This window comes from Bradyrhizobium sp. 18BD, from assembly GCF_054185225.1.
Genome location: NZ_JAVAYL010000023.1, coordinates 22,865 through 45,649, shown reverse-complemented (window position 1 = coordinate 45,649; position 22,785 = coordinate 22,865). Strand labels below are relative to the sequence as shown.

Here is a 22,785-nt window from a genome sequence, read left to right as displayed (position 1 = left end):
CCCGTAATGCGCTATTGACAGCGGACCGCCAACTAGCCAAGTGAAACACCGCTTTTCAGACATTCCCAGGATTCCTGCCGTGGCCAAGTCCGAACTCGGAACCAAACGTATTTGCCCGACCACGGGCAAGAAGTTCTACGACCTCAACAAGAATCCGGTGATCTCGCCCTATACCGGCGAAGTGGTGCCGATCGCCCCGGTGGCGCCCGCTCGCGCCCCCCGCGGCGCCGAAGCCCGGCACGCCGCGACAGCGGATACCGCGCCGGAGCCGGCGGAGGTCGAAGAGGTCTCGCTCGAGGAGGCCGATGCCGAGGAGAACACCGGCAAGGTCAAGGCCGTCGTGCCCGAATCGGAGGACGATATCGAGGTCGACGAGACCCTCGACGACGATGATGACGATGATTCGACCTTCATTGCCGATGAAGAAGAGGGCGATGAGGACGTCACCGACATCATTGGTGATGTCGGAGGTGATGAAGAGACTTGAGATCAGTCCTGATCTGTGAAAAAGGGTGCACCGCGCGAGTCGCCTAGAGCGCTCGCCGGCCGGGACGGATCCCCCAGGATCCTCCCATCTGGACTTAGGGGCCATAGCTCAGCTGGGAGAGCGCTTGCATGGCATGCAAGAGGTCGGCGGTTCGATCCCGCCTGGCTCCACCAACCTTCGCTGGCTTCGCCAGCTACGGCTCGGCAAGCCTGGGGAAGTCCCTCGTAGCGGAGTGAGCGAAGGCTGTCCCGCCATAGCCCGAAGGGCGACGGCGGACTCTAGCGACGACGCTATTCCCCGATCACCGCATTCAGCCGATCCCGTAACGCGACGATCTCGTCTTTCATCGCGACCAGCTCCGACACCGAACAATCCGACGCCGCCAGGATCGATTGCGGCACGCTGCGCGCCTTCTCCTTCAGTGCATGGCCCTGTGGAGTCAGAGCGATCAGCACCTGACGCTCGTCCTCGCTTGAGCGCGTGCGCCTGACGAGATGGGCGGCCTCAAGCCGCTTCAAGAGTGGCGTCAGCGTGCCCGAATCCAGGAACAGTTTCTCGCCGATATCCTTCACCGGCACGTCGTCGCGCTCCCACAGCACCAGCATGACCAGATATTGCGGATAGGTCAGGCCGAGGCGATCGAGCAGCGGCTTGTAGACGCGGTTGAAGGCATGCGCGGCCGAATAGACCGCGAAGCAGATCTGGTTGTCGAGGCGTTGCGGATCGAGGGTCGATAATTTCCGGGCCATAGAGAATCTCGTGCGTTTCTCCCATTCTGGGGCCGGCGGCCGGCACATTCAATTGCGAACAATTAAATGTGAGGCATGCAAATTTCAATTGCACACAATCTAATTGTCTGCGATATGAATTCCACTCCAACCCGAAGACCCCTGAGGAGACGAAAATGTCAGTGAACGTCCTCTACAAGACCAGCGCAAAAGCCACCGGCGGCCGCGACGGCCATGCTGCGACCCTCGACGGCGCGCTCGACGTCAAGCTCACCACGCCGAAGGAGCTCGGCGGCGGCGGCGGCGCCGGCAACAATCCCGAGCAGCTGTTCGCGGCCGGCTATGCCGCCTGCTTCATCGGCGCGATGAAGTTCGTGGCCTCGCAGGGCGGCCCCAAGGTTCCGGCTGATGCCTCCGTCACCTCGACCGTCGGCATCGGCCCGCGCTCGGAAGGCGGCTTCGGTCTCGACATCGACCTCGCCGTCTCGCTGCCGGGACTTGCCCGCGCCGAGGCCGAAGCGCTGGTCGCGAAGGCCCACCAGGTGTGCCCCTACTCCAATGCCACGCGCGGCAATGTCGACGTTCGCCTGACGGTCGTCTGATCCAGGGCGAATTGGCTGGCCCGAGATCCCCCTCGGGCCGGCCGCTTCTGTTTGATTTCCCATACCGCGGTATGACGCCGCGACGCATACGCCTCCACGCGACAAGCCATTGCTGGCGCGTCCGAACCTCGCTAGGCCTGTGGTCAAATATCGACACAGGGGAAGCGACGGAATGACTGAAGCCGTTTTGGGCGCAATGAGCGGGCTGCGCGTCATCGATCTCACGCGCGTGCTCGGCGGTCCCTACTGCACCCAGATCCTTGCCGACCACGGCGCCGACGTGATCAAGGTCGAGCCGCCTGCCGGCGACGAGGTGCGCGACTGGGGCCCTCCCTTCCACGACGACGACGCCGCCTATTTCATCGGCATCAACCGCAACAAGCGCTCGATCGGCCTCGACCTCGCCTCCGAGGGCGGCCGCGTCGTGCTGCTGAAGATGCTGGAGACGGCCGACGTCCTGATCGAGAACTTCAAGCCGGGCACGCTGGAGAAATGGGGCATCGGCAACGACGTCCTCAGCAAGAAATTCCCGCGGCTCGTGCATTGCCGGATCTGCGGCTTCGGCGCCGACGGCCCGCGCGGCGGCAATCCCGGCTATGACGCCATCATCCAGGCCATGACCGGCATGATCGCGGCGACCGGCTCGCCTGAGAGCGGCCCGATGCGGATCGGTGTGCCCTTGGTTGACATCACCACCGGGCTCTACGCCGCGATCGGCATTCTGATGGCGCTGTCGGAGCGGCAGCGTTCGGGCAAAGGCCAGTTCCTGGAGACGACGCTGTACGAGACCGGCCTCGCCATCATGCATCCGCACACCGCGAATTATTTCATGCATGGCAAGCCACCCGGCCTCACCGGCAACGAGCATCCGAACCTCGTGCCCTACGCGATCTTTCCGACCAAGACCGACAACATCTTCATCGGCGTCGGCAATGACGGCACCTTCCGCAAGCTCGCCAAGGAGATCGGCAAGTCCGAGCTCGGCACCGACCCGCGCTTTGCGCGCAACAAGGACCGCATCGCCAATCGCGAGGCGCTGCGCGCCGAACTTGCCGCCGTGTTCAGCCAGCACGAGGCCGAGCCGCTGTGCAATCGCCTGCTCGCGGCAGGACTGCCCGCGGGGCCCGTGCAGAAGATCGACCAGGCGCTGACCAACCCGCACACCATCGCCCGCGGCGATGTCATCGAGAAGGACTGGTACAAAGGCGTCGCCTCGCCGATCCGGCTCGATCGCAGCAAGCCGAGCCTGCGCCGGCTACCGCCGAAGTTCAGCCAGCACGCGCAGGAGGTGCTGGGCGAGTTCGGGTACTCCAAGGCCGAGATCGACGCGATGGTCGAGAAAGGCACGGTCTGCGGCCCCGAGCGCAAGCGCTAGAGGCCCTCGCCTCCTCCGATATCCAATGCCGCAGTGCGGCGTGGGCACGCAGGTGCACCACGAACGGAGGAGGCTGCCCGCGCCGCATTCGCCTATTTGACGGCTTCCCTTTGAGCAGCGCTTGCTGCTTTCGTTTCTCCCGCTTACACAGTCATGTGAACGTCATATGGCGCTGCTAGCGCAAGCGCTTCTTTTTGACGGCCAAGGGAGGTTTACTTGATGGCTCTTCGACATTTTGGAGCGGCTGCTGCATTCGCAATCACGGTCGGCATGGGCGCTTCGCCGGCCCTGGCCGTGACTGAAATCCAGTGGTGGCACGCGATGACCGGCGCCAACAACGACGTCATCGTCAAGCTCGCCAACGACTTCAACGCGTCGCAGACCGACTACAAGGTCATCCCGACCTACAAGGGCAACTACCCCGACACGATGAACGCCGGCATCGCGGCGTTCCGCGCCGGCAACGCCCCGCACATCATGCAGGTGTTCGAGGTCGGCACCGCGACCATGATGGCCGCGACCGGCGCCGTGAAGCCGGTCTACAAGCTGATGGCCGAGGCCGGCGAGAAGTTCGATCCCAAGATCTATCTGCCCGCGATCACCGGCTACTACTCGACCTCGAAGGGCGAGATGCTGTCGTTCCCCTTCAACTCGTCGTCGACCGTCATGTGGGTCAATCTCGACGAGCTGAAGAAGGCGAATGTCGAGATTCCCAAGACCTGGCCCGAAGTGTTCGAGGCCGGCAAGAAGCTGAAGGCTGCCGGTCACGACACCTGCGGCTTCTCCGGCTCCTGGGTCACCTGGGTCAATCTCGAGCAGCTCTCGGCCTGGCACAACGTGCCGCTCGCCAGCAAGGCCAACGGCCTCGACGGCTTCGACACCGTGCTCGAGTTCAACGGACCGCTCCAGGTCAAGCACCTCGAAACCCTGGTCGAGCTGCAGAAGACCAAGGTCTACGACTATGCCGGCCGCACCAACACCGGCGAAGGCCGCTTCACCTCGGGCGAGTGCGCGATCTACCTGACCTCGTCGGCCTTCTTCGGCAACGTCAAGGCGCAGGCCAAGTTCAACTTCAACGCCGTGCCAATGCCGTACTATCCGGACGTCAAGGGCGCGCCGCAGAACTCGATCATCGGCGGCGCTTCGCTCTGGGTCATGGGCGGCAAGTCGGCCGACGAATATAAGGGCGTCGCGAAATTCCTGACCTTCCTCTCGGACACCGATCGCCAGGTCTACATCCACAAGGCTTCGGGCTATCTGCCGATCACCAAGGCGGCCTACGCCAAGGCGAAGGAAGAAGGCTTCTACAAGGACCAGCCCTATCTCGAGACCCCGCTGCTCGAGCTGACCAACAAGGAGCCGACCGAGAACTCCCGCGGTCTGCGCCTCGGCAACATGGTTCAGCTGCGTGACGTCTGGTCGGAAGAGATCGAGCAGGCGCTGGCCGGCAAGAAGACCGCCAAGCAGGCGCTCGATGCCGCCGTCGAACGCGGCAACACGATGCTGCGCCAGTTCGAAAAGACCGCCGTCAAGTGAGGCGATGAGCGGCGGGGCGGCAACCCGGCCTGCCGCTCACCCGGCATCATGCAAAAGCAAGCCATTTTCCAGTCAAAGCTGTTGCCCTACGCGCTGGTTGCCCCGCAACTCGCAATCGTCCTGATTTTCTTCTACTGGCCGGCCTTGCAGGCGGTGATCCAGTCCTTCCTGCTCCAGGACGCCTTCGGCCTGTCGACCACCTTCGTCTGGTTCGACAATTACATCGAGCTGCTCAAGGACCCCGCCTATTTCGAAGCGGTCGTCCGGACGTTCGTCTTCTCGTTCGCGATCGCAATCCTGTCGCTGTCGTTCGCGCTGCTGCTCGCCGTCATGGCTGACAAGCCGCTGCGTGGCTCGATGCTGTATCGCACGCTGCTGATCTGGCCCTATGCGGTGGCGCCGCCCGTGGTCGGCGTGCTCTGGATCTTCATGCTGCATCCCTCGCTCGGCGTGCTCGCGCGCTATCTGCGCGCGCTGGGCGTTGACTGGAATCCGCTGCTCGACGGCAACCAGGCCGCTGGGCTGATCATCCTCGCCGCTGCGTGGAAGCAGATCTCCTACAATTTCCTGTTCTTCCTCGCCGGCCTGCAGGCGATCCCGAAAAGCGTGTTCGAGGCCGCCGCGATCGACGGCGCGCGCCCGATGCGCCGGTTCTGGACCGTGACCTTCCCGCTGCTGTCGCCGACCATCTTCTTCCTGCTGGTCGTCAACATCGTCTACGCCTTCTTCGACACCTTCGGCATCATCGACACCATGACCCGCGGCGGTCCGGGAACGTCGACCGTCACGCTGGTCTACAAGGTCTATTCGGATGGCCTGCTCGGCGGCAATCTCGGCAGCTCGGCGGCGCAATCGGTGATCCTGATGATCCTCGTCATCGTGCTGACCGGAATCCAGTTCCGCTTCGTCGAGCGCAAGGTGACCTACTGATGGTCGAGGAAGAGGGCTTCCGGCGCTACGTCGCCCATTTCATCCTCTGGATCGGGATCGCGATCGTCGCCTTCCCCGTCTACATCGCCATCGTCGCCTCGACCCAGGACAACGCGCTGATCGCCAACGGTCAGATGTCGCTGCTGCCGGGCGGACACTTCTTCGAAGTCTACTACCAGACCATCTTCGTCGGCACGAGCGGCTCGACCCGCGAGCCGGTCGGCAACATGATGCTGAACTCGCTGGTGATGGCGCTGGCGATCGCGATCGGCAAGATCGCGATCTCGATCATCTCGGCCTATGCGATCGTCTATTTCCGCTTTCCGTTCCGGATGTCGATCTTCTGGATCATCTTCATCACGCTGATGCTGCCGGTCGAGGTGCGCATCTATCCGACCTACAAGATCGTCGCCGACCTGCACATGCTCGACAGCTATGCCGGCCTTTCGCTGCCGCTGATCGCCTCGGCCACCGCCACGCTGCTGTTCCGCCAGTTCTTCATGACCGTGCCGGACGAGCTGCTCGAGGCGTCACGCATCGACGGCGCGGGCCCCTTGCGCTTCTTCTGGGACACGCTGCTGCCGCTGTCGCGGACCAACATGGCGGCGCTGTTCGTGATCCTCTTCATCCTCGGCTGGAATCAATATCTCTGGCCGCTGCTGATCACCACGCGCGACGATATGCAGACCATCCAGGTCGGCATCCGCAAGATGATCACCACCACCGACGCGCTGACCGAATGGCCGATCGTGATGGCGACCGCCGTGCTGGCGATGCTGCCGCCGGTGTTCGTCGTCGTCGTGATGCAGAAATTGTTCGTGCGCGGTCTGGTCGAGACGGAAAAGTAAGGGGCGAATAGTGAGTAGCGAATGGCGAATGGACAACATCGTGAATGGCTTCGCGCGGCCCTTTCCTCCATTCGCTACTCGCGATTCGCTATTCGCCGGTGAAAGCAATGGCTAACGTCACCCTGCGCAACGTCCGCAAGACCTATACGGGCGGCTTCGAAGCGATCAAAGGCGTCAACGTCGACGTTGCCGACGGCCAGTTCTGCGTGCTGGTCGGCCCCTCCGGCTGCGGCAAGTCCACGCTGCTGCGCATGGTCGCAGGCCTGGAGACCGTCACCGGCGGCGAGATCGACATCGGCGGCCGGGTCGTCAACCAGATCGAGCCCGCCGATCGCGACATCGCAATGGTGTTCCAGAACTACGCGCTCTATCCGCATATGAGCGTCTTCAACAACATGGCCTACGGCCTGCGCAACCGCGGCATGGCGGAGGCCGAGGTCAAGACCCGCGTCGCGGAAGCCGCGCGCGTGCTCGAGCTCACGCCGATGCTGGAGCGCAAGCCGCGCCAGCTCTCCGGCGGCCAGCGCCAGCGCGTCGCGATGGGCCGCGCCATCGTGCGCCAGCCAAAGGTGTTTCTGTTCGACGAGCCGCTCTCCAACCTCGACGCAAAGCTGCGCATCGCGATGCGCGTCGAGATCCGCAAACTGCAGCGCCGGCTCAACACGACGTCGATCTACGTCACGCACGACCAGCTCGAGGCGATGACGCTCGCCGACATTCTCGTGGTGATGAACGGCGGCCAGGTCGAGCAGGTCGGCAATCCGCTCGCGATCTACGAGAAGCCGGCGACGACCTTCGTCGCCTCCTTCATCGGCGCACCGCCGATGAATTTGATGTCGACGCGCGCCGATGAAATCAAATCGCAGCTGGGCGGCAGCGCGGCCGAAGCCGGCATTCTCGGCATCCGACCGGAAGATTTCGTCATCACCGACCAGACGCCCGCCGGCGGCGTTGCACTGTCGCTCACCGTCGAAGCCATCGAGCGCGTCGGCGCCGAAACCTTCGTCTACGGCTCACGCGCCCAGGACGAGCAACGCGTCGCCGCCACCCCGGGCGAACTGCCGCCGGGCGAGATCATCGTCCGCATTCCCGGAACCGAAGCCCCGGCCATCGGCCAGAAGATCCGCGTCGCAGCGGTGCGCCAAAAGCTGCACCTTTTCAGCGGCGACGGGCGGACGCGAATCGAGGCCTGAGCCGCTCCGGAAGGGGCGGGCTAAACAAAAACTGCGAAAACAACCCCATGCACAGTAGGCGGGGCTCTGTTTTCATTGGGAAAATTCGCCGCGCAAAATCGTCCTGCCGAGGCCTGTCGTCGCAGCACTCGTGACGGCCGTTCGGAGACATAACCGGCGCATTCACCATGGCAGAATGAGTGGCCGCGCCCCACGCATGCCCCATCCACAGGCCCCTGCTACGTGCTTGAACCTACACAGGGATATGACCATATTGTTGACCAAGGGGCGCCGCTTCCGGGCCCTGAAACGTCAAAGTCGCTTCGAAAGGACTTTGTAAACTATGTCTCGTGTTCCCACGTTATCCAGTCCGTTCCTTCTGGGCTTCGACGAGATTGAGCGCGTGCTCGACCGCGTCGTCAAAGGCGCCGACGGCTACCCTCCCTACAATATCGAGAGGTGCGGGGGAGCGGACGGCCAGCCCGAGCGTTTGCGCATCACGCTGGCGGTCGCCGGATTCACCCGCGACCAACTCGATGTAACCATTGAGGAAAACCAGCTCGTGATCCGCGGGCGACAGCAGGACGACAAGACCCGGCAATACATCCATCGCGGCATCGCCGCGCGCCACTTCCAGCGCACCTTCGTGCTGGCGGAGGGGATGCTGGTGCTGGGTGCGGATCTGAAGAACGGGTTGTTGTCGATCGACCTGGCCCGGCCAGAACCGGAGAGGATCGTTAAGACAATCGCTATCAATGAGCACGAATAATGGAACGAGTAGCGGACTCGACCGCTTAGTGTTCCAGAGGAGTCGAGACCATGAGTGAAGGTCACGTTGCGTTCGAATACGAAGCCAAGAACGTCTCTCCCGAGACGCTGGCAACCCTCGGCGAAGGTCACATCGCCTATGTGAAGCAGATCCGTTCCGAAGACGTGCCGGGCCTGTTTCCCGAAGCCCCGAAAATCGCGCCGGGTCTCAAGCTCTTCGCGCTCCACGCCGCCGACGGCACGCCGATCATGCTGACCGACAGCCGCGAAGCCGCGATCGCCAACGCCTGGAGCAACGAGCTGCAAGCCGTCAGCGTGCACTGAGCGCACGCGCGTCGCACGAATAGAGTTTCTGGCGGGCATGCCTTCACGCGAAGGCGTGCCCGTTTCATTTGTGCGCGATGATGTTTCCGCATCGTCATTGCGAGGAGCACTTGCGACGAAGCAATCCAGAATCCTTCCGCGGAGAGATTCTGGATTGCTTCGCTTCGCTCGCAATGACGGAGTGTGAGGCGACATCGAGTTCAACTCTCGTTCTCTCGCAGGTCGCCGGTTTTGCTTTGTGCCTCGCGGCTGGTAGATCGTCGCCATGAACATGATCGCACCCGTCCCGATCACCAGGCTCGAGGTTTCGCCCGGCACACCGCTTTGTGACGCCCTGCTTGCGCTCAACAACAGCCACGCAGAGGAATTGTCATGGCTTGAGCGCGAGCGGCTGCAAGACCTCGTCGCCCAAGCCTTCTACGCGCGCAGGATCGGCAATCTCGATGCTTTCATGATCGCACTGGATCAGGACGGGCAATACGACAGTCCGAACTTCCTGTGGTTTCGATCCCGCTACGCACGCTTTGTCTATGTCGACCGGATCGTGGTCGCCGCTTCCGCACGAGGCATGGGATGCGCGCGCTGGCTTTATGCCGACCTGTTCGATCGCGCGGCCGAGGCGGGGCACGACCGCATCGTTTGCGAAGTTAACCAGCAGCCGCCGAATCCGGCGTCGGATGCGTTTCACGCAGCGTTGGGATTTGCCGAGGTCGGCAGCGCCAGCATCCACAATGACAGCAAGACGGTGCGCTATCTGTCGCGCACCCTCTAGGCTTACTCAAGGAAAGCAGAGTGGGCGGCCTTACGCCGCGGTCGCCGGCGGCAGCGCCAGCACCGAATAGATCGCCTGGGCATCGCGCGAGGCGCGGAGTTTCTTGGCGATGTCCTGATCGCGCAGGAGGCGGGCGATGCGGGCGAGGGCCTTGAGGTGATCGGCACCGGCGCCTTCGGGGGCGAGCAGCAGGAAGACCAGATCGACCGGCTGGCCGTCCATCGACTCGAAATCGATCGGGCGGTCGAGCCGTGCGAACAGGCCGAAGATCTTCTCGAGCTTGGGCAGCTTGCCGTGGGGAATGGCGACGCCGTAGCCGACCGCAGTGGTGCCGAGTTTCTCACGCTGCAGCAACACCTCGAACACCGAGCGCTCGTTCTGCCCGGTCAGCTGGGCGGCCTTGGCCGCAAGCTCCTGCAAAGCCTGCTTCTTGCTGTTGACCTTCAATGCAGGGAGAATCGCCTCGGGCGCGACCAGATCGGTAATCGGCATGAACGTCTTCCGAGGTGAATTAAACCGTCAGGTTCCGAATTGGCCTGCTCAGTCGAACCGAGCCAGGCCGGCGTCAAGAAGGTGAAGCAGGAGGGGGACTTAGCCCAAGTCTCGCTAAGCCCTGATGTGGGGCGCTTCTACTCCAACGCAATCCCGGTGCCAACTCCTGCGTGCGGCTTTGCCCCGGTCATTGTTAAGAGCTGCGGGTCGTACGGGGGCCGGTTCCGGCCCTAACCACCCGCCTTGCCGTCCGGTTTCGCGCCTGGCGGGTCGATCCAGCCGACATTGCCGTCGGCCCGGCGGTAGATGATGTTCACCCGGCCGCTGGAGCCATGCTGGAATACCAGGCAGGGTGCCCCGCTGAGGTCGAGTTCCATGACCGCCTCGCTGACCGAGAGCTGCTTCAGGGATGTCGTGGCCTCGGCAATGATGACAGGGTTGTAGCCGGTGACCTCGTCCTCGTCCTCACCCTCGCCCGGCGCCTCCAGCACATAAGCGGTGGCGTCGAGCGCGGCCAGCGCAGCGGACGCGACATGGGCCTTGCGGGCCGAGCGGTCCTTGAGCCGGCTCTTGTAACGCTTGAGGCGCCTCTCGATCATGATCAGCGCCTGGTCGGCGCTGGCATAGGCGTCCGGCGCGTTCGAATCGGCCTCCAGCGTAATTCCCGAATCGAGATGCAGCGCGCAATCGGTCCGGAATCCGAAGCCGTCCTTGGACAGCGTGATGTGGCCGGAATAATTGCCGTCGAAATATTTGCGCAGGACCTCTTCAGTCCGGTCGGTCACGCGGCCACGCAGGGCCTCGCCGACGCTGACGCTCTTGCCCGAAATCCGAAGAGTCATGTGATGCCTCGCTTGGTTGCCCAGCTTGGATCGGTCGCGATGGGGGGATGAGAGTAGCGCGATTTCGCGCCAGCGCAATCAGGCCGGTTCGGTGTTGCGGGAGCGATCCGACAGTGCGGTAGAAAGGACGTTACCAAGAGCGCTCTGCTTATCGCGGCGGCGTTGCACCGAGGACGGAATGCGCATGGCTTCGCGGTACTTCGCGACCGTGCGGCGGGCAATATCAATGCCCGAAGCGCGTAAGCGTTCCACGATGGTGTCATCCGACAGGATTGCCGACGGCGCCTCCGAATCGATCAGCTGCTTGATGTGGTGGCGCACGGCTTCGGCCGAATGCGCCTCGCCGCCGTCGGCCGAGGCGATCGAGGCGGTGAAGAAATATTTCAATTCGAATGTGCCGCGATTTGTCGCCATGTATTTATTGGCGGTGACGCGCGACACCGTGGATTCATGCATCTGGATGGCGTCGGCGACGGCCTTCAGATTCAGCGGCCGCAGATGCGCAACGCCATGCGTGAAGAAGCCGTCCTGCTGGCGAACGATCTCGGTTGCAACTTTCAGGATGGTGCGGGCGCGCTGGTCGAGCGCGCGCACCAGCCAGGTCGCGTTCTGCAATGCGTCGGTGAAGTAGGACTTGTCGCCGTCCTTGCCGATCTTCTTCGACAGCTCGGAATAGTAGGTCTGGTTGACCAGCACGCGCGGCAAGGTGTCGCTGTTGAGCTCGACATGCCAGCCGCCGTCCGGACCCGGGCGGACATAGACGTCCGGCACCATGGTCTGCAAACGGGCCGAGCCGAACTTCATGCCGGGCTTGGGATTGAGCCGGCGGATCTCGCCGATCATGTCGGCGATGTCCTCGTCGTCGACACCGCAGAGCTTGCGCAAGGCAGCGATGTCACGCTTGGCGAGAAGATCGAGATGCTCGACCAGCGCCTGCATCGCGGGATCGTAGCGGTCGAGCTCGCGGAGCTGGATCGCCAGGCACTCACTCAGATTGCGCGCGCAGACGCCGGGCGGATCGAATTTTTGCAGCACGGCAAGGACGTCCTCGACGTCGGCCTGCGTTGCGCCAAGACGCTCGGCAGCCTGGCCGAGATCGGGCGGCAGATAGCCGGCCTCGTCGACGAGATCGATCAGGTACTGACCGATCATGCGCTGCGCCGCGCCGGTGAAGGCGACCGAGAGCTGCTCGGCGAGATGGTCCGACAACGTCGTCTCAGCCGCGACAAAAGCTTCGAGATTGTAGTCTTCGTCACCCGAGGCGCCGCCGCCCCATTCGGTATAGGTGGTCGGCGCGGCATCCTGGGCGTTGCGCGCGGCGGCCTCGGCGGGCTCCTCGGAGAAGACGTTGTCCAGGCCCGTATCCAGGGTCTGCTCGATCTCGGCGCGGGTGCCGAGATCCTTGCTCATCCATTCTTCCTGGCCCGGCTCGAAGGCGTCACCGCTGCCGCCAAAGCCGTCGTCGCCTTGACCCTCACCATGGCTGCCGGAATCGTCGCCACCGCCGAACTGGCCGGCCTCGGCCGGAGCCTCGCCGCCGGGGGCCTCGTCATTGGCCCGCTCCAGCAGGGGGTTCCGCTCGAGTTCCTCTTCCACGAAGGTCGTGAGATCGAGATTGGACAATTGCAGCAGCTTGATCGCCTGCATCAGCTGCGGCGTCATGACCAGCGACTGCGATTGCCGGAACTCTAATCTCTGCGTAAGCGCCATGAAGCAAGAACCGATCCAAAAAGTTGGTCCGATTTTTGCTTATCCTAGTCCGCGCCCGATGTACACGGCTTGACGAAATCGAAAAACGGGCTAGAGGCGGAATTCCTCGCCAAGGTAAAGCCGGCGAACGTCTGGATCAGCCACGATCTCGTCCGGGCTGCCTTCCGTCAAGATCTCGCCAGCATAGACGATATAGGCACGGTCGGTGAGGCCGAGCGTTTCGCGGACATTGTGGTCGGTGATCAGCACGCCGATGCCGCGGTTGGTGAGATGGCGGACCAGATCCTGAATGTCGCCGACCGCGATCGGATCGATGCCCGCAAAGGGCTCGTCGAGCAGCATGTAGTTCGGACGCGTCGCCAGCGCGCGCGCGATCTCGACGCGGCGGCGCTCACCGCCCGACAGCGCGATCGACGGCGATTTCCGCAGGCGCGTGATGTTGAATTCGTCGAGCAAGGAGTCGAGCTGCTGCTCGCGCTTCTTGCGCGACGGCTCGACCACTTCGAGCACGGCGCGAATGTTCTGCTCGACAGTGAGGCCGCGGAAGATCGAGGCTTCCTGCGGCAGATAGCCGATGCCGAGCCGCGCACGCTGATACATCGGCAGCTTGGTGACGTCGTGGCCGTCGAGCTCGATCGCGCCGCGATCGGCCTTGATCAGGCCGGTGATCATGTAGAACACGGTGGTCTTGCCGGCGCCGTTCGGGCCGAGCAGGCCGACCGCTTCGCCGCGCCGCACATAGATGCTGACGCCGCGCACGACCTGGCGGCTGCCGAAACTCTTTTCCACGCTATGCACAGCCAGGAAGCCCGGCCGCTTCAGAAGCTGCGGTCCGCCTGAGCCATTCGGCCTGGCGCCAGCCCTGACCGGGTGGACCGCCTGGGCGCGCGGCGGCTCAGCCTGGTAGTTGGCCTGATAGTCGTCCTGATAGGGGTCGGGCGCATGGATCGGCTGGTCGCGCGCGATCGGCGGCGCATCACGCACCGGGCTTGGCACCGGACTCGGCACCAGCCCGCCGACGCTGTCGCCGAGCGCGGTGATGTCACGGGCAAATCCTGGCCGGCCGCGTTTGGCGGGGCGCCGACGGAACATGCTGAAAAGATCGACCATCCCCGCCTTCTAGCCTTCTACGGTGATCCCGCGCGGTGCTCGCGCGATCTGGCGCGCCGGCCTCTCGATTGGCCGACGCAGCATGAATGAAGGGATGTCTCATGCCCAGTGAAACACGCCCGAAAAGCGGCGGACCCTGCTTCGAAAGCCCTGCGCGGTAAATACAGTCTCGTCGGGCAAGCTTCAACCTCGGATCGCGTGAATCCTGTCCAAGCCATTGAAATCGTGATCTGAATTTACTTTTTGCCGGTCCCGGGCAGTTGCAGCGGCGGGGCCGCGGGCTTGCCCGGGCCACCCGATCCGCAGTCATTGCTACCGCCCTGCGGCAACAGGGCCTGCACCCGGCCGCTGTCGGATTCGACGCGCGAGACGCCGGTGGTCATGTCGACCGCGAGACGGTCGCCGCGCAGCACGTTCTTGCACTGCGTCAGGACGACGCCGCCGAGCATGGTGATGAGATTGGTCTTTGTGTCGAACACGGCGGTCTCGCCTGTCACCACCTGATCCTTCTGGGTGACCACGACATTGCCGCGCGCCTCCAGCCGCTTGATCGAGGAGCTGCCGCCGGGGCCGGGCGTTGACGACTGCATCGGCGCGCCCTTGGTCGCCTTCGCTGCGGGCGCGGCCGGTTGCGGCGCGGCCGGCTTGTCGCCGCCGCCGGAGTCGTAAAACACCACCAGCGTCTTCGAGGTCATGGTGGTGTCGCCCTGGATGACCTTCACATTGCCGGAGAAGGTCGCCTCCTTCTTCTTGTCGCGCATCTCGAGCGAGGCGGCTTCGATCTGGATCGGCTGGTCGCGGTTCTGCGAAAAGCCCTGCATCGCGTTCGGCACGCCTTGCATCGTGCTCTGTGCGAATGCGGCGCCGGTTGCAGCAAGCGCGACAGTGGCGGCGAGCGCGGCCACCCCAAGGACGGTGTTGCGCGTGTTATTGCGCGGAAAAGACCTGATCATGAAAATCACTTTGAATTGGCCGATTTGTTCTTTGACTTGGCCGGCGGTGGCGCCGGCGCCGGCTCGACCGGCGCAGGTTGTGCGGCGGGATCGTCCAGCTTGTCCAGATGCATCACCACATTGCCTTCGAAGCGGATGACGTCGCCGCCTTCGGTAATGCGCAGCCGATCGGCGGTCAGCGTGCCGTTGGTGAGCTTGACGTCGACGCGCTCATCCGAGCTGACCGTGCCCTTGCCCATGTCGACGAAGGCCGAGTTCAGCCGCGCCTCGTAGCCGGTCGAGGTGCGCAGGAAGATATCCTTGTGCAGATCGAGCTGCTGCTGCTTGTTGTCGAAGCGGCCGGTGCGGGCATCGAGGAACAGGGTCGACTGATCCTCCATCAGCACCTTGGCGCGCAGGTCGTTGAGATCGACATGGTCGGGGTCGGTGATGTCCTGCGTCGCGGTCTTGGCCCAGAGCTCGTAGGGCCGCTGGTCCGGGGTGAAGCCGGACAGATGCGGCGATTCCATCGTGATCTTGGTGCCTGTCACCACGAGATTTCCGGAGTCGAGCTTCACCGGGATCTGGAACGGATTGAGGAAGGTCGAGACGATAACGATCGCCGCCATGGATGCGGCCACCGTCAGCGGCACCGCGACGCGCAGAATCCGGACCAGACGGCTGTGACGCGCCGCGCTGGCAAACTTCGCCGCAAGCGCGGCGTCGTAAGTTGGATTCTGGGCCGAATTCACCTGAGCTCCCGAGCTGTCGCTCGCCTGGTCCGGTTAGCAGGCGCGCCATTGTACCCGGCGCCACCACAATATGCAGCCCGCGACAGGCCGCACGAAAGTGTCCGAAACGGGGCGATCGCCCAAACCTGGCGCCCAAGCCTGACGTCTAAGCCTAGCCGCCGGATGACGGCTCAGGAATGCGCGAAAATGTCCTCTTCCTCCCAGCCCTGGAGGTCGAGCAGGGCGCGGGTCGGCAGGAAGTCGAAACAGGCCTTGGCCAACGCGGTGCGGCCCTCCCGGACCAGCATGGCATCGAGCCGCTCGCGCAGGGCATGCAGATGCAGCACGTCGGAGGCGGCGTAAGCGAGCTGCGGCTCGGTCAGGCTGTCGGAGCCCCAGTCGCTGGACTGCTGCTGCTTGGAGAGATCGACATTGAGCACCTCGCGGACGAGGTCCTTGAGGCCGTGGCGATCGGTGTAGGTGCGGGTCAGGCGCGAGGCAATCTTGGTGCAATAAATCGGCCCGGTCATGACGCCGAAGGTCTGGTACAGCACCGCGACGTCGAACCGTGCGAAATGGAAAATCTTGGTGATGGCGGGATTGGCCAACAGCGCCTTCAGGTTCGGCGCATCGGTGTGACCCTTGGGGATCTGCACCACGTCTGCGCTGCCGTCGCCGGGCGAGAGCTGCACCACACAGAGCCGGTCACGGTGCGGGTTCAGCCCCATGGTCTCGGTGTCGATCGCCACCGCTCCGGAGTAGCGGGACAGGTCGGGCAGGTCGCCGCGATGCAGGCGTACGGTCATGGCGTGTCAAAACCTCAATCGAATTTGTCTGTCGGCATCATAAGCTAATCAGATGGACCGCGATGTAGCCACTGGCGGCGGGGCGCGCAAGCCGTTGGCTCAGATCGCCGCCAGCATGATGCAGATCATCGCCGCCACGGTGGTGCGGCTGGGGCCGTCGCGGAACGCGTAGAGGATGGGATCGTCGGGCATCTCGCGGCGATGCGCCATCATCAGGGCCCGGCCGAACCAGTACAGCAGCAGCGGATTGAGCAGCCACAGCATCCAGGGGCGGCTGTAGAGCGGCGTCACCGCCGTCGACGAGACGTAGAGCGAGAACACGGTCACCGCGTTCATCGCGCTCGCGGCCGCCATCGCGGCAATGATCTGCAGGTCGGTGATCCTGTAGTCGCGGTTGGAGGGATCGGCGAGGCCGGCGCTCTCGCGCATGCTGAGCTCGCTGAAGCGCTTGATCAGCGCCAGCGAGGTGAACACGAACAGCGAGAAGATCAGCAGCCATTCCGACAGCACCACGCCGACACCGACGGCGCCGGCGATGATACGCAGCGTATAAAGACCGGCGAGCGTGACGACGTCGACCAGCATCTTGCGCTTGAGCACGAGCGAATAGGCGATCGTGGTGGCGAGATAGGCGCCGAGCACGCCGAGGAACAGCGGCGAGATGCAAAGGCTGGCGACGAGTGCGAACAGCCACAGCGCCGGGATCGCAAACAGCGCCGAGGAGATCGGCAAGTCGCCGGCCGCGAGCGCGCGATGACGCTTGGTCGGATGCTGCCGGTCCGCGGCGAGGTCGAGCAGATCATTCATCAGATAGGCGCCCGACGCACAGGCCGAGAACGCCATGAACGCCAGCAGCGCATAGCCGAGCGTCGGCAGATTCATCTGATGCGCGGTGATCGCCGGCACGAACACCAGCGTGTTCTTGGCGTATTGATAGACCCGCAGCGCCTTCGCCCAGATCTTGAAGCCGGCGCGGCCACGGCTTCGGCCATCGATGCGTTCGATCGACGTACGATCGAACGGCAGCCTGTCACCCGCGGCGAGATCAGCCGGCGTCACGACGCCATCGAAGCCGAGATGCGCGGCGATGCCGGCGGCATGAGCGGCGAAGCGGCCGGCGACCAGATAGATCTTCTCGCCCCGCGCCCGCGCCGCCAGCGCCTGGTTCAGCACGTCGGAGTCGTAGGGCAGATGGGCGTAGTCGAGCTCGGCCTGCGCCAGGATATCGGTGAGCGCCGCCATGCCCGGACGTCCGCCCGCGCCGAAGCGGGCCAGCATGAGGGCGGGCCTGGAGAACAGCGCTTCCATCAGCAGCTCGGACCGCAGCAGGGCTCCTTCGAGATCGATCACGAGCGCGCGCGCAGCCGCCGCCGGTGCCAATGGCTCCGTCGCGCCAGAATCGTAACTCCAGGCAGGCTGCTCCATCCGAAAACGCTCTGTTGACCGCAAACTGACCGGCTCTCAGGGCCGGGGAGCAGGGAAATGGACGGAAGCGAGCCTAGGGGGCATTCGCTAAGGGCGGCTTAATCTGGCCCGAAAGGGCGGCGGCCCCTGGAATACCAGGACCAACCGATCCATCAGCTGTTGCAAGGATCCCACAACCGGCGGGAGCTTCGTGTTCCCGCATGGCTTTTGGCGTGCGCCCCGTGGACATCATTCCGGTCCACCCTATCTGCCAGTCTCTCCCTCCCGCTCGCCAGAACCAGGTGCCATGACCGAACAGACGCTCGCCGCGCCTCTCGACAACCAGCAGGAACGCCAGCGCGGCTTCTCGCGCTACCAGGCGCTCCTCATCGCGCTGCTCGCGTTCACGCAGTTCACGATCATCCTCGATTTCATCATCATGTCGCCGCTCGGCGCCATCCTGATGCCCGCGCTCGACATCACCGCCACTCAATTCGGCGTCGCCGTGTCCGCCTACGCGTTCAGCGCGGGACTCTCTGGCATTCTGGCCGCCGGCTTTGCCGATCGCTTCGATCGCAAGCGGCTGCTGCTGTTCTTCTATGTCGGCTTCACGCTCGGAACCCTGCTCTGCGCCGCCGCGCAGAACTACCATGTGCTGCTGCTCGGCCGGATCGTGACCGGATTGTTCGGCGGCGTGATCGGCTCGGTCGTGCTCGCCATCATCACCGATCTGTTCCCGCTGCATCTGCGCGGCCGGGTGATGGGGTTCGTGCAGACGGCGTTCGCCGCGAGCCAGGTGCTCGGCATTCCCGCGGGGCTGTTTCTCGCCAATCACTGGAACTGGCACATCTGCTTCGTTGCGATCGTCGGCCTGTCGATCGTCACGATCGCCATCATCGCCTTCGCGATGGAGCCGGTCGACGCGCATCTGAAGCTGAAGCAGGACAGGAATCCGTTCCACCATCTGGTCGCGACGGTCTGCGAGCCGCGCTACACGCTGGCCTTCGCGGTCACGACATTGCTCGCGACCGGCGGCTACATGCTGATGCCGTTCTCCAGCGCCTTCACCGTGCACAATCTCGGCATCGACATGCTGCACCTGCCGACGATCTATCTGGTCTCCGGCCTGTTCAGCATCGTCACGGGACCGCTTGTGGGCAGGGCGAGCGATGCGTTCGGCAAATACCCGACCTTCGTGTTCGGCAGCGTGGTGTCGGTGATCATGGTGCTGATCTACACCCATCTCGGCCACGTTACGCTTTGGACCGCGATCCTCGTCAACGTGCTGATGTTCGTCGGCATCTTCTCGCGGATGATCCCGTCGCAGGCGCTAATGTCGGCGATCCCCGACCAGACCCAGCGCGGCTCCTTCAGCGCGATCAGCGCCTCGCTGCAGCAGCTCTCCGGCGGCCTCGGCTCGGTGCTCGCCGGCGCCATTATCGCGCAAGCCCCTGACGGCTCGCTGCTCCATTTCGACCGGATCGGCTACGTCGTCGTCGCCTCGGCCATGGTCGCGCTGGTGGCGATGTATTTTGTGCAGAAGGCGGTGGCGGAGCGGGCGGGGAAGCGGGTGGTGTGAGGGGCCGTCCCCTCATCAGGCGACCGCAGCCGCAGCGATGCGGCAATCGCCGCCCTGCCACCTTTACCGATCGGAGGTAGGTCTATTTCGGGTCCAAACCCCGCAAAATGGTGCCCAGGAAAGGACTCGAACCTTCACGGCCGTTAAGCCACTGGCACCTGAAGCCAGCGCGTCTACCAATTCCACCACCTGGGCATGCCGTTTGGGGCACGGAGGCGGTTACTACGGTTCGGTGACGCCGTTGTCAATTCATGCTTGCCCGGTTTTAGCGATGCGGATTGCGCATCGCAAACCGGACCGATACAAGCCTGATAACACGCACTCTTCCGCAGGAATGGACCTCCATGGCATCGAATCTGGAAACTCTCGTCACGGTTTTCGGCGGATCGGGGTTTTTGGGCCGGAATGTCGTCCGGGCGCTGTGCCGGCGGGATTACCGGGTCCGTGTTGCGGTGCGGCGGCCGGAACTGGCCGGTTACCTCCAGCCCTCCGGCAAGGTCGGCCAGGTCCACGTGGTGCAGGCCAATCTGCGCTATCCGGCCTCGGTCGAGGCGGCGGTGCGTGATTCGGACGTCGTGATCAACCTGGTCGGCATCCTCGCCGAGGGCGGCGCGCAGAGCTTCGACGCCGTCCAGGCCAAGGGCGCCGAGACCGTCGCCAAGGCGGCCGCGGCGGCCGGAGCCCGGCTGATCCACGTCTCCGCGATCGGCGCCGATGCCGAATCGCCCTCGCGCTACGCCAAGGCCAAGGCGGTCGGCGAGGCGGCGGTGCTCGCCGCGGTGCCGTCGGCCACGATCTTCCGTCCCTCCGTGATATTCGGCCCCGAGGACCAGTTCACCAATCGCTTTGCGGCGCTGGCGCGGATGTCGCCGGTGCTGCCGCTGATCGGCGGCGAGACCAGGATGCAGCCGGTCTATGTCGGCGATGTCGCCACCGCGATCGCGGACGCCGTCGACGGAAAGGCCAAGGCGGGCGCGACCTACGAGCTCGGCGGGCCGGAAGTGCTGACCATGCGCGAGATCATCGAGGCCATCGTCAGGATTGCCGATCGCAAGCCGACGCTGCTGCCGATGCCGTTCGGCCTCGCCCGCTTCGAGGCCGCCTTCCTGCAATTTGCGCCCGGCGCGTTCAAGCTGACGCCGGACCAGGTCACGCTGCTCGAGCGCGACAATATCGTGTCGGATGCGGCGAAGGCTGCGGGCCTGACGCTGGAAGGGCTCGGCATCACCGCCGATTCGCTGGAAGCGGTTGCCCCGCAGTACCTCTGGCGCTTCCGCCCGCAGGGGCAGTTCCAGCGCAAGAGCGCGTAAGGACGCTAGTTTCCGCCGCAGCGGCGGTGCGCTCCCTCGCCCCGTTCTTACGGGGAGAGGGTTGGGGTGAGGGGCCTCTCTCCACGCGTGAGATGGTCGAGAGACCTGTACCCCCTCACCCGGATTGCTTCGCAATCCGACCTCTCCCCGCAAGCGGGGCGAGGTAAAGCGGCGCGGTCCGCGACTTTCAAAACTTCAGCTTCTTGAACACCGCTTCCGGCAGCGTCTTGATGATCAGCATCACGAGACGCCATTTGCCGCTGACATAGACGACATCGGCCTTCTTCTCGACCGCGTTCAGGATCGCATCACCCACGACGGGCGCTTCGACGGTGAGCGGACCGATCAGCTTCATGCCTTCCGTCATCCTGGTGCGGACGAAGCCGGGTTTCACGGTGACGACGTGCACGCCGCCGCGGCTCGCACGTGCGCGCAGGCCGGACAGGAAGGCGGAGAAGCCGGCTTTGGCCGAGCCGTAGACATAGTTCGAGGCGCGGCCACGGTCGCCGGCCACCGACGACACACCGACGATCGTGCCATTGCCGCGCGCCAGGAATTTTTCGGCGAACAGGCCGAGGATCAGCGACGGTCCCTCGTAGTTCGAACGCATGATCGTGGTCGCGTGCGCGAGATCGCTCTCGGCGTTTTGCTGCACGCCGAGCAGACCGATGATCGAGACGACGACGTCGGGCAGGGCGGGAAGGCCGGCGATGAAGCCATCGAACGAGGCGGTATCGAGCACATCGAATGTCAACGTGCGCGCTTCGACATTGTAGCGCGCGCGCAGATCCGCAGCGTCGGGCTCCAGCGCGGCGGTGTCGCGGCCTGCGAGGCTGACATCGTAACCTGCCTTGGCAAAGGCGCGCGCAGCGGCACGGCCGATATCGGAGGAGCCACCGAGCACAATTGCGGACTTGCGTGATGTCACGGCTTAGACCTCATCGAACAGGCGTTGTGACAACTTTGAGCGGATGTTGCCCTTGGGATCGAGCGATTTGCGGATCGCATTGAAGCGCGATAGAGCGGGATAGCCGGCCTCGAACGTCGCGCGCGACTGGCGCGCGTCCTTGGCGAGATAAAGACGGCCACCGGCGGCGACGACGAGACGATCGATCTCGTCGAGGAAATTCAGGATGTCTCCCTTCAGCGGAAAATCCAGCGCCAGCGTGTAGCCGGGCAGCGGGAACGACAAAATGCCGTCGCCATGGCCGAGCTTCTTGAGCACCGCGAGGAAGGACGCATCGCCGCGCCGCGTGATACGATCGAGAATGTCGGCGAGCACGTCGCGCGCGCCGGCTTCCGGGATCACGCATTGATGCTGCAGGAAACCGCGCCTTCCATAGATGCGATTCCAGTCGGCGATGCTGTCGAGCGGGAAGAAATAGGGATAGAGCGAGACGATATGACTGCCGCCGGCGCGGCGCGCGCCCATGCGGTAATAGAGCTCGTTGAAGGCGCGGACGCTGTAGCGATTGAGCGTCATCGACGGCAGGTCGACAGGCACGGCGAGCCCGGGATTCTTGCCGACGGGAAAGGTAGCGGCGGCCTCAGTGAGCTCGTCTTTGCCGGCGTGCTCACCAAGATAGATCAGCGAACGGCCGAGATCGGGCCCTCGCGCCGCGCAATCGATCCATGCCACTGAATAGGTCGCGGCATCGCCGGCATCGAGCGCGCGCATCGCGGCATCGAGATCGGACGTGGCGATCACGCGTTCGCGGATCCAGCCGGTCTCGACGGGCCGCAGCCGCATCGTCGCCTCGAGAATTACGCCGGTGAGGCCCATGCCGCCGACGGTCGCAAAGAAGGCATCGGAATTTTGTTCGCGCGAGGCTTCGATGACAACGCCCTGGCCGGTGCGAAGCAGGATGCTGTCGACATAGCGGCCGAAGCCGCCCTCGCAATGATGGTTCTTGCCGTGCACGTCGGCGGCGATGGCGCCGCCGATCGAGACGAAGCGCGTGCCGGGCACGACGAAGGGCAGGAAGCCGCGCGGACCAAAGGTGTCGATCAGATCCGCGAGCTGCACGCCGGCTTCGAGACGGATGCGCCCGGTCGCGGGATCGAACGACCTGACCCGGTCGAACCCGGTCATCCCGATCGTCCTGACCGCGCCGATCGCGGCATCGCCATAGGCGCGGCCATTGCCGCGGGCCACGGAACCGGCCACCACGGCGTCGCCCACGGCCTCGAACGACCGCGGCCGCAGCACGTCGCTATCGACGACCGGGAAACGCCCCCAGCCGCTGACGAGGGTCATGGCTCAGCTCCTGTGCCGGGCGCGCGCCGCCCGGCTCTGGAAACTGCCTACCGATCAAAAGCTGATATTG

The 22,785-nt window shown here is 64.2% G+C and carries 23 protein-coding genes and 2 tRNA genes; 13 read left to right on the top strand and 12 right to left on the bottom strand.

The window, feature by feature from the left end; genetic code table 11:
• The first annotated feature begins 79 nt into the window (after window positions 1-79).
• Window positions 80-487, top strand: a complete 408-nt coding sequence (locus tag RAD16_RS32980; RefSeq protein WP_458162013.1) for a TIGR02300 family protein — start codon at window positions 80-82, stop codon at window positions 485-487.
• A gap of 97 nt (window positions 488-584) precedes the next feature.
• Window positions 585-660, top strand: a tRNA-Ala gene (locus RAD16_RS32975).
• 117 nt (window positions 661-777) lie between these two features.
• Here the strand turns inward: RAD16_RS32975 and RAD16_RS32970 are convergent.
• Entirely contained in the window at window positions 778-1,236 is a 459-nt protein-coding gene (locus RAD16_RS32970) for a MarR family winged helix-turn-helix transcriptional regulator (protein ID WP_326903634.1), read from the bottom strand.
• Window positions 1,237-1,391: 155 nt separating this feature from the next.
• Here RAD16_RS32970 and RAD16_RS32965 point away from each other — a divergent pair, with 155 nt between their 5' ends.
• From RAD16_RS32965 to RAD16_RS32925, 9 genes are all read left to right on the top strand, one after another.
• Window positions 1,392-1,817 (top strand): organic hydroperoxide resistance protein, encoded by a 426-nt coding sequence (locus RAD16_RS32965; RefSeq protein WP_018645071.1) that lies wholly within the window; start codon window positions 1,392-1,394, stop codon window positions 1,815-1,817.
• 172 nt (window positions 1,818-1,989) lie between these two features.
• On the top strand, window positions 1,990-3,192 hold the full coding sequence (locus RAD16_RS32960) for a CaiB/BaiF CoA transferase family protein (RefSeq protein WP_458162012.1): 1,203 nt from the start codon (window positions 1,990-1,992) through the stop codon (window positions 3,190-3,192).
• Between the two features lie 219 nt (window positions 3,193-3,411).
• Window positions 3,412-4,728, top strand: a complete 1,317-nt coding sequence (gene ugpB / locus RAD16_RS32955) for a sn-glycerol-3-phosphate ABC transporter substrate-binding protein UgpB (protein WP_458162011.1) — start codon at window positions 3,412-3,414, stop codon at window positions 4,726-4,728.
• A gap of 48 nt (window positions 4,729-4,776) precedes the next feature.
• On the top strand, window positions 4,777-5,658 hold the full coding sequence (gene ugpA / locus RAD16_RS32950; protein WP_458162010.1) for a sn-glycerol-3-phosphate ABC transporter permease UgpA: 882 nt from the start codon (window positions 4,777-4,779) through the stop codon (window positions 5,656-5,658).
• Window positions 5,658-6,506, top strand: coding sequence for a sn-glycerol-3-phosphate ABC transporter permease UgpE (gene ugpE / locus RAD16_RS32945; RefSeq protein WP_458162009.1), 849 nt, complete (start codon window positions 5,658-5,660; stop codon window positions 6,504-6,506). Before ugpA ends, ugpE begins: the two co-directional genes overlap by 1 nt.
• Before the next feature lie 107 nt (window positions 6,507-6,613).
• Window positions 6,614-7,699: a sn-glycerol-3-phosphate import ATP-binding protein UgpC gene (locus RAD16_RS32940; protein WP_458162008.1), complete on the top strand. Its 1,086-nt coding sequence runs from the start codon at window positions 6,614-6,616 to the stop codon at window positions 7,697-7,699.
• A gap of 322 nt (window positions 7,700-8,021) precedes the next feature.
• On the top strand, window positions 8,022-8,447 hold the full coding sequence (locus RAD16_RS32935) for an Hsp20 family protein (RefSeq protein WP_028139463.1): 426 nt from the start codon (window positions 8,022-8,024) through the stop codon (window positions 8,445-8,447).
• A gap of 50 nt (window positions 8,448-8,497) precedes the next feature.
• Window positions 8,498-8,770, top strand: a complete 273-nt coding sequence (locus RAD16_RS32930; protein WP_007598581.1) for a BQ00720 family protein — start codon at window positions 8,498-8,500, stop codon at window positions 8,768-8,770.
• Window positions 8,771-9,035: 265 nt separating this feature from the next.
• Entirely contained in the window at window positions 9,036-9,542 is a 507-nt protein-coding gene (locus RAD16_RS32925) for a GNAT family N-acetyltransferase (protein ID WP_458162007.1), read from the top strand.
• Between the two features lie 30 nt (window positions 9,543-9,572).
• On the opposite strand, the gene ptsN is transcribed toward RAD16_RS32925, so the two are convergent.
• The 8 genes from ptsN to RAD16_RS32885 all read right to left on the bottom strand — a co-directional run bounded on the left by ptsN (window position 9,573) and on the right by RAD16_RS32885 (window position 17,590).
• The gene (gene ptsN / locus RAD16_RS32920) at window positions 9,573-10,034 is read right to left on the bottom strand and encodes a PTS IIA-like nitrogen regulatory protein PtsN (RefSeq protein ID WP_458162006.1); all 462 of its coding nucleotides are present in this window, start codon (window positions 10,032-10,034) and stop codon (window positions 9,573-9,575) included.
• Window positions 10,035-10,264: 230 nt separating this feature from the next.
• A complete protein-coding gene (gene hpf / locus RAD16_RS32915) occupies window positions 10,265-10,876 on the bottom strand; it encodes a ribosome hibernation-promoting factor, HPF/YfiA family (RefSeq protein ID WP_458162005.1) in 612 nt (203 codons plus the stop codon).
• Between the two features lie 78 nt (window positions 10,877-10,954).
• Entirely contained in the window at window positions 10,955-12,586 is a 1,632-nt protein-coding gene (gene rpoN, locus RAD16_RS32910; protein WP_458162004.1) for an RNA polymerase factor sigma-54, read from the bottom strand.
• A 90-nt stretch (window positions 12,587-12,676) separates the two neighbouring features.
• On the bottom strand, window positions 12,677-13,696 hold the full coding sequence (lptB, locus tag RAD16_RS32905) for an LPS export ABC transporter ATP-binding protein (protein ID WP_458162003.1): 1,020 nt from the start codon (window positions 13,694-13,696) through the stop codon (window positions 12,677-12,679).
• A gap of 236 nt (window positions 13,697-13,932) precedes the next feature.
• Entirely contained in the window at window positions 13,933-14,649 is a 717-nt protein-coding gene (locus RAD16_RS32900; protein WP_458162002.1) for an LptA/OstA family protein, read from the bottom strand.
• Between the two features lie 5 nt (window positions 14,650-14,654).
• Window positions 14,655-15,380 carry an LPS export ABC transporter periplasmic protein LptC gene (lptC, locus tag RAD16_RS32895; protein ID WP_458162001.1) on the bottom strand — a complete coding sequence of 242 codons (726 nt, stop codon included), beginning with the start codon at window positions 15,378-15,380 and terminating at the stop codon, window positions 14,655-14,657.
• 170 nt (window positions 15,381-15,550) lie between these two features.
• Window positions 15,551-16,165 carry a ribonuclease D gene (locus RAD16_RS32890; RefSeq protein WP_458161999.1) on the bottom strand — a complete coding sequence of 205 codons (615 nt, stop codon included), beginning with the start codon at window positions 16,163-16,165 and terminating at the stop codon, window positions 15,551-15,553.
• A 99-nt stretch (window positions 16,166-16,264) separates the two neighbouring features.
• A complete protein-coding gene (locus RAD16_RS32885) occupies window positions 16,265-17,590 on the bottom strand; it encodes a UbiA family prenyltransferase (protein WP_458161998.1) in 1,326 nt (441 codons plus the stop codon).
• Window positions 17,591-17,876: 286 nt separating this feature from the next.
• Between RAD16_RS32885 and RAD16_RS32880 the strand changes: the two genes are divergently transcribed.
• Window positions 17,877-19,148, top strand: a complete 1,272-nt coding sequence (locus RAD16_RS32880; RefSeq protein ID WP_458161997.1) for an MFS transporter — start codon at window positions 17,877-17,879, stop codon at window positions 19,146-19,148.
• Between the two features lie 108 nt (window positions 19,149-19,256).
• Here RAD16_RS32880 and RAD16_RS32875 read toward each other — a convergent pair.
• Window positions 19,257-19,343: transfer RNA gene (locus RAD16_RS32875), tRNA-Leu, on the bottom strand.
• Between the two features lie 149 nt (window positions 19,344-19,492).
• Here RAD16_RS32875 and RAD16_RS32870 point away from each other — a divergent pair.
• Window positions 19,493-20,458 (top strand): complex I NDUFA9 subunit family protein, encoded by a 966-nt coding sequence (locus RAD16_RS32870; protein ID WP_458161996.1) that lies wholly within the window; start codon window positions 19,493-19,495, stop codon window positions 20,456-20,458.
• A gap of 187 nt (window positions 20,459-20,645) precedes the next feature.
• Here the strand turns inward: RAD16_RS32870 and RAD16_RS32865 are convergent, their stop codons facing one another.
• Entirely contained in the window at window positions 20,646-21,386 is a 741-nt protein-coding gene (locus tag RAD16_RS32865; RefSeq protein WP_458161995.1) for an SDR family oxidoreductase, read from the bottom strand.
• Window positions 21,387-21,389: 3 nt separating this feature from the next.
• Complete coding sequence (locus RAD16_RS32860) at window positions 21,390-22,715, bottom strand: FAD-binding oxidoreductase (RefSeq protein ID WP_458161994.1); 1,326 nt, start codon at window positions 22,713-22,715, stop codon at window positions 21,390-21,392.
• Between the last annotated feature and the right edge of the window lie 70 nt (window positions 22,716-22,785).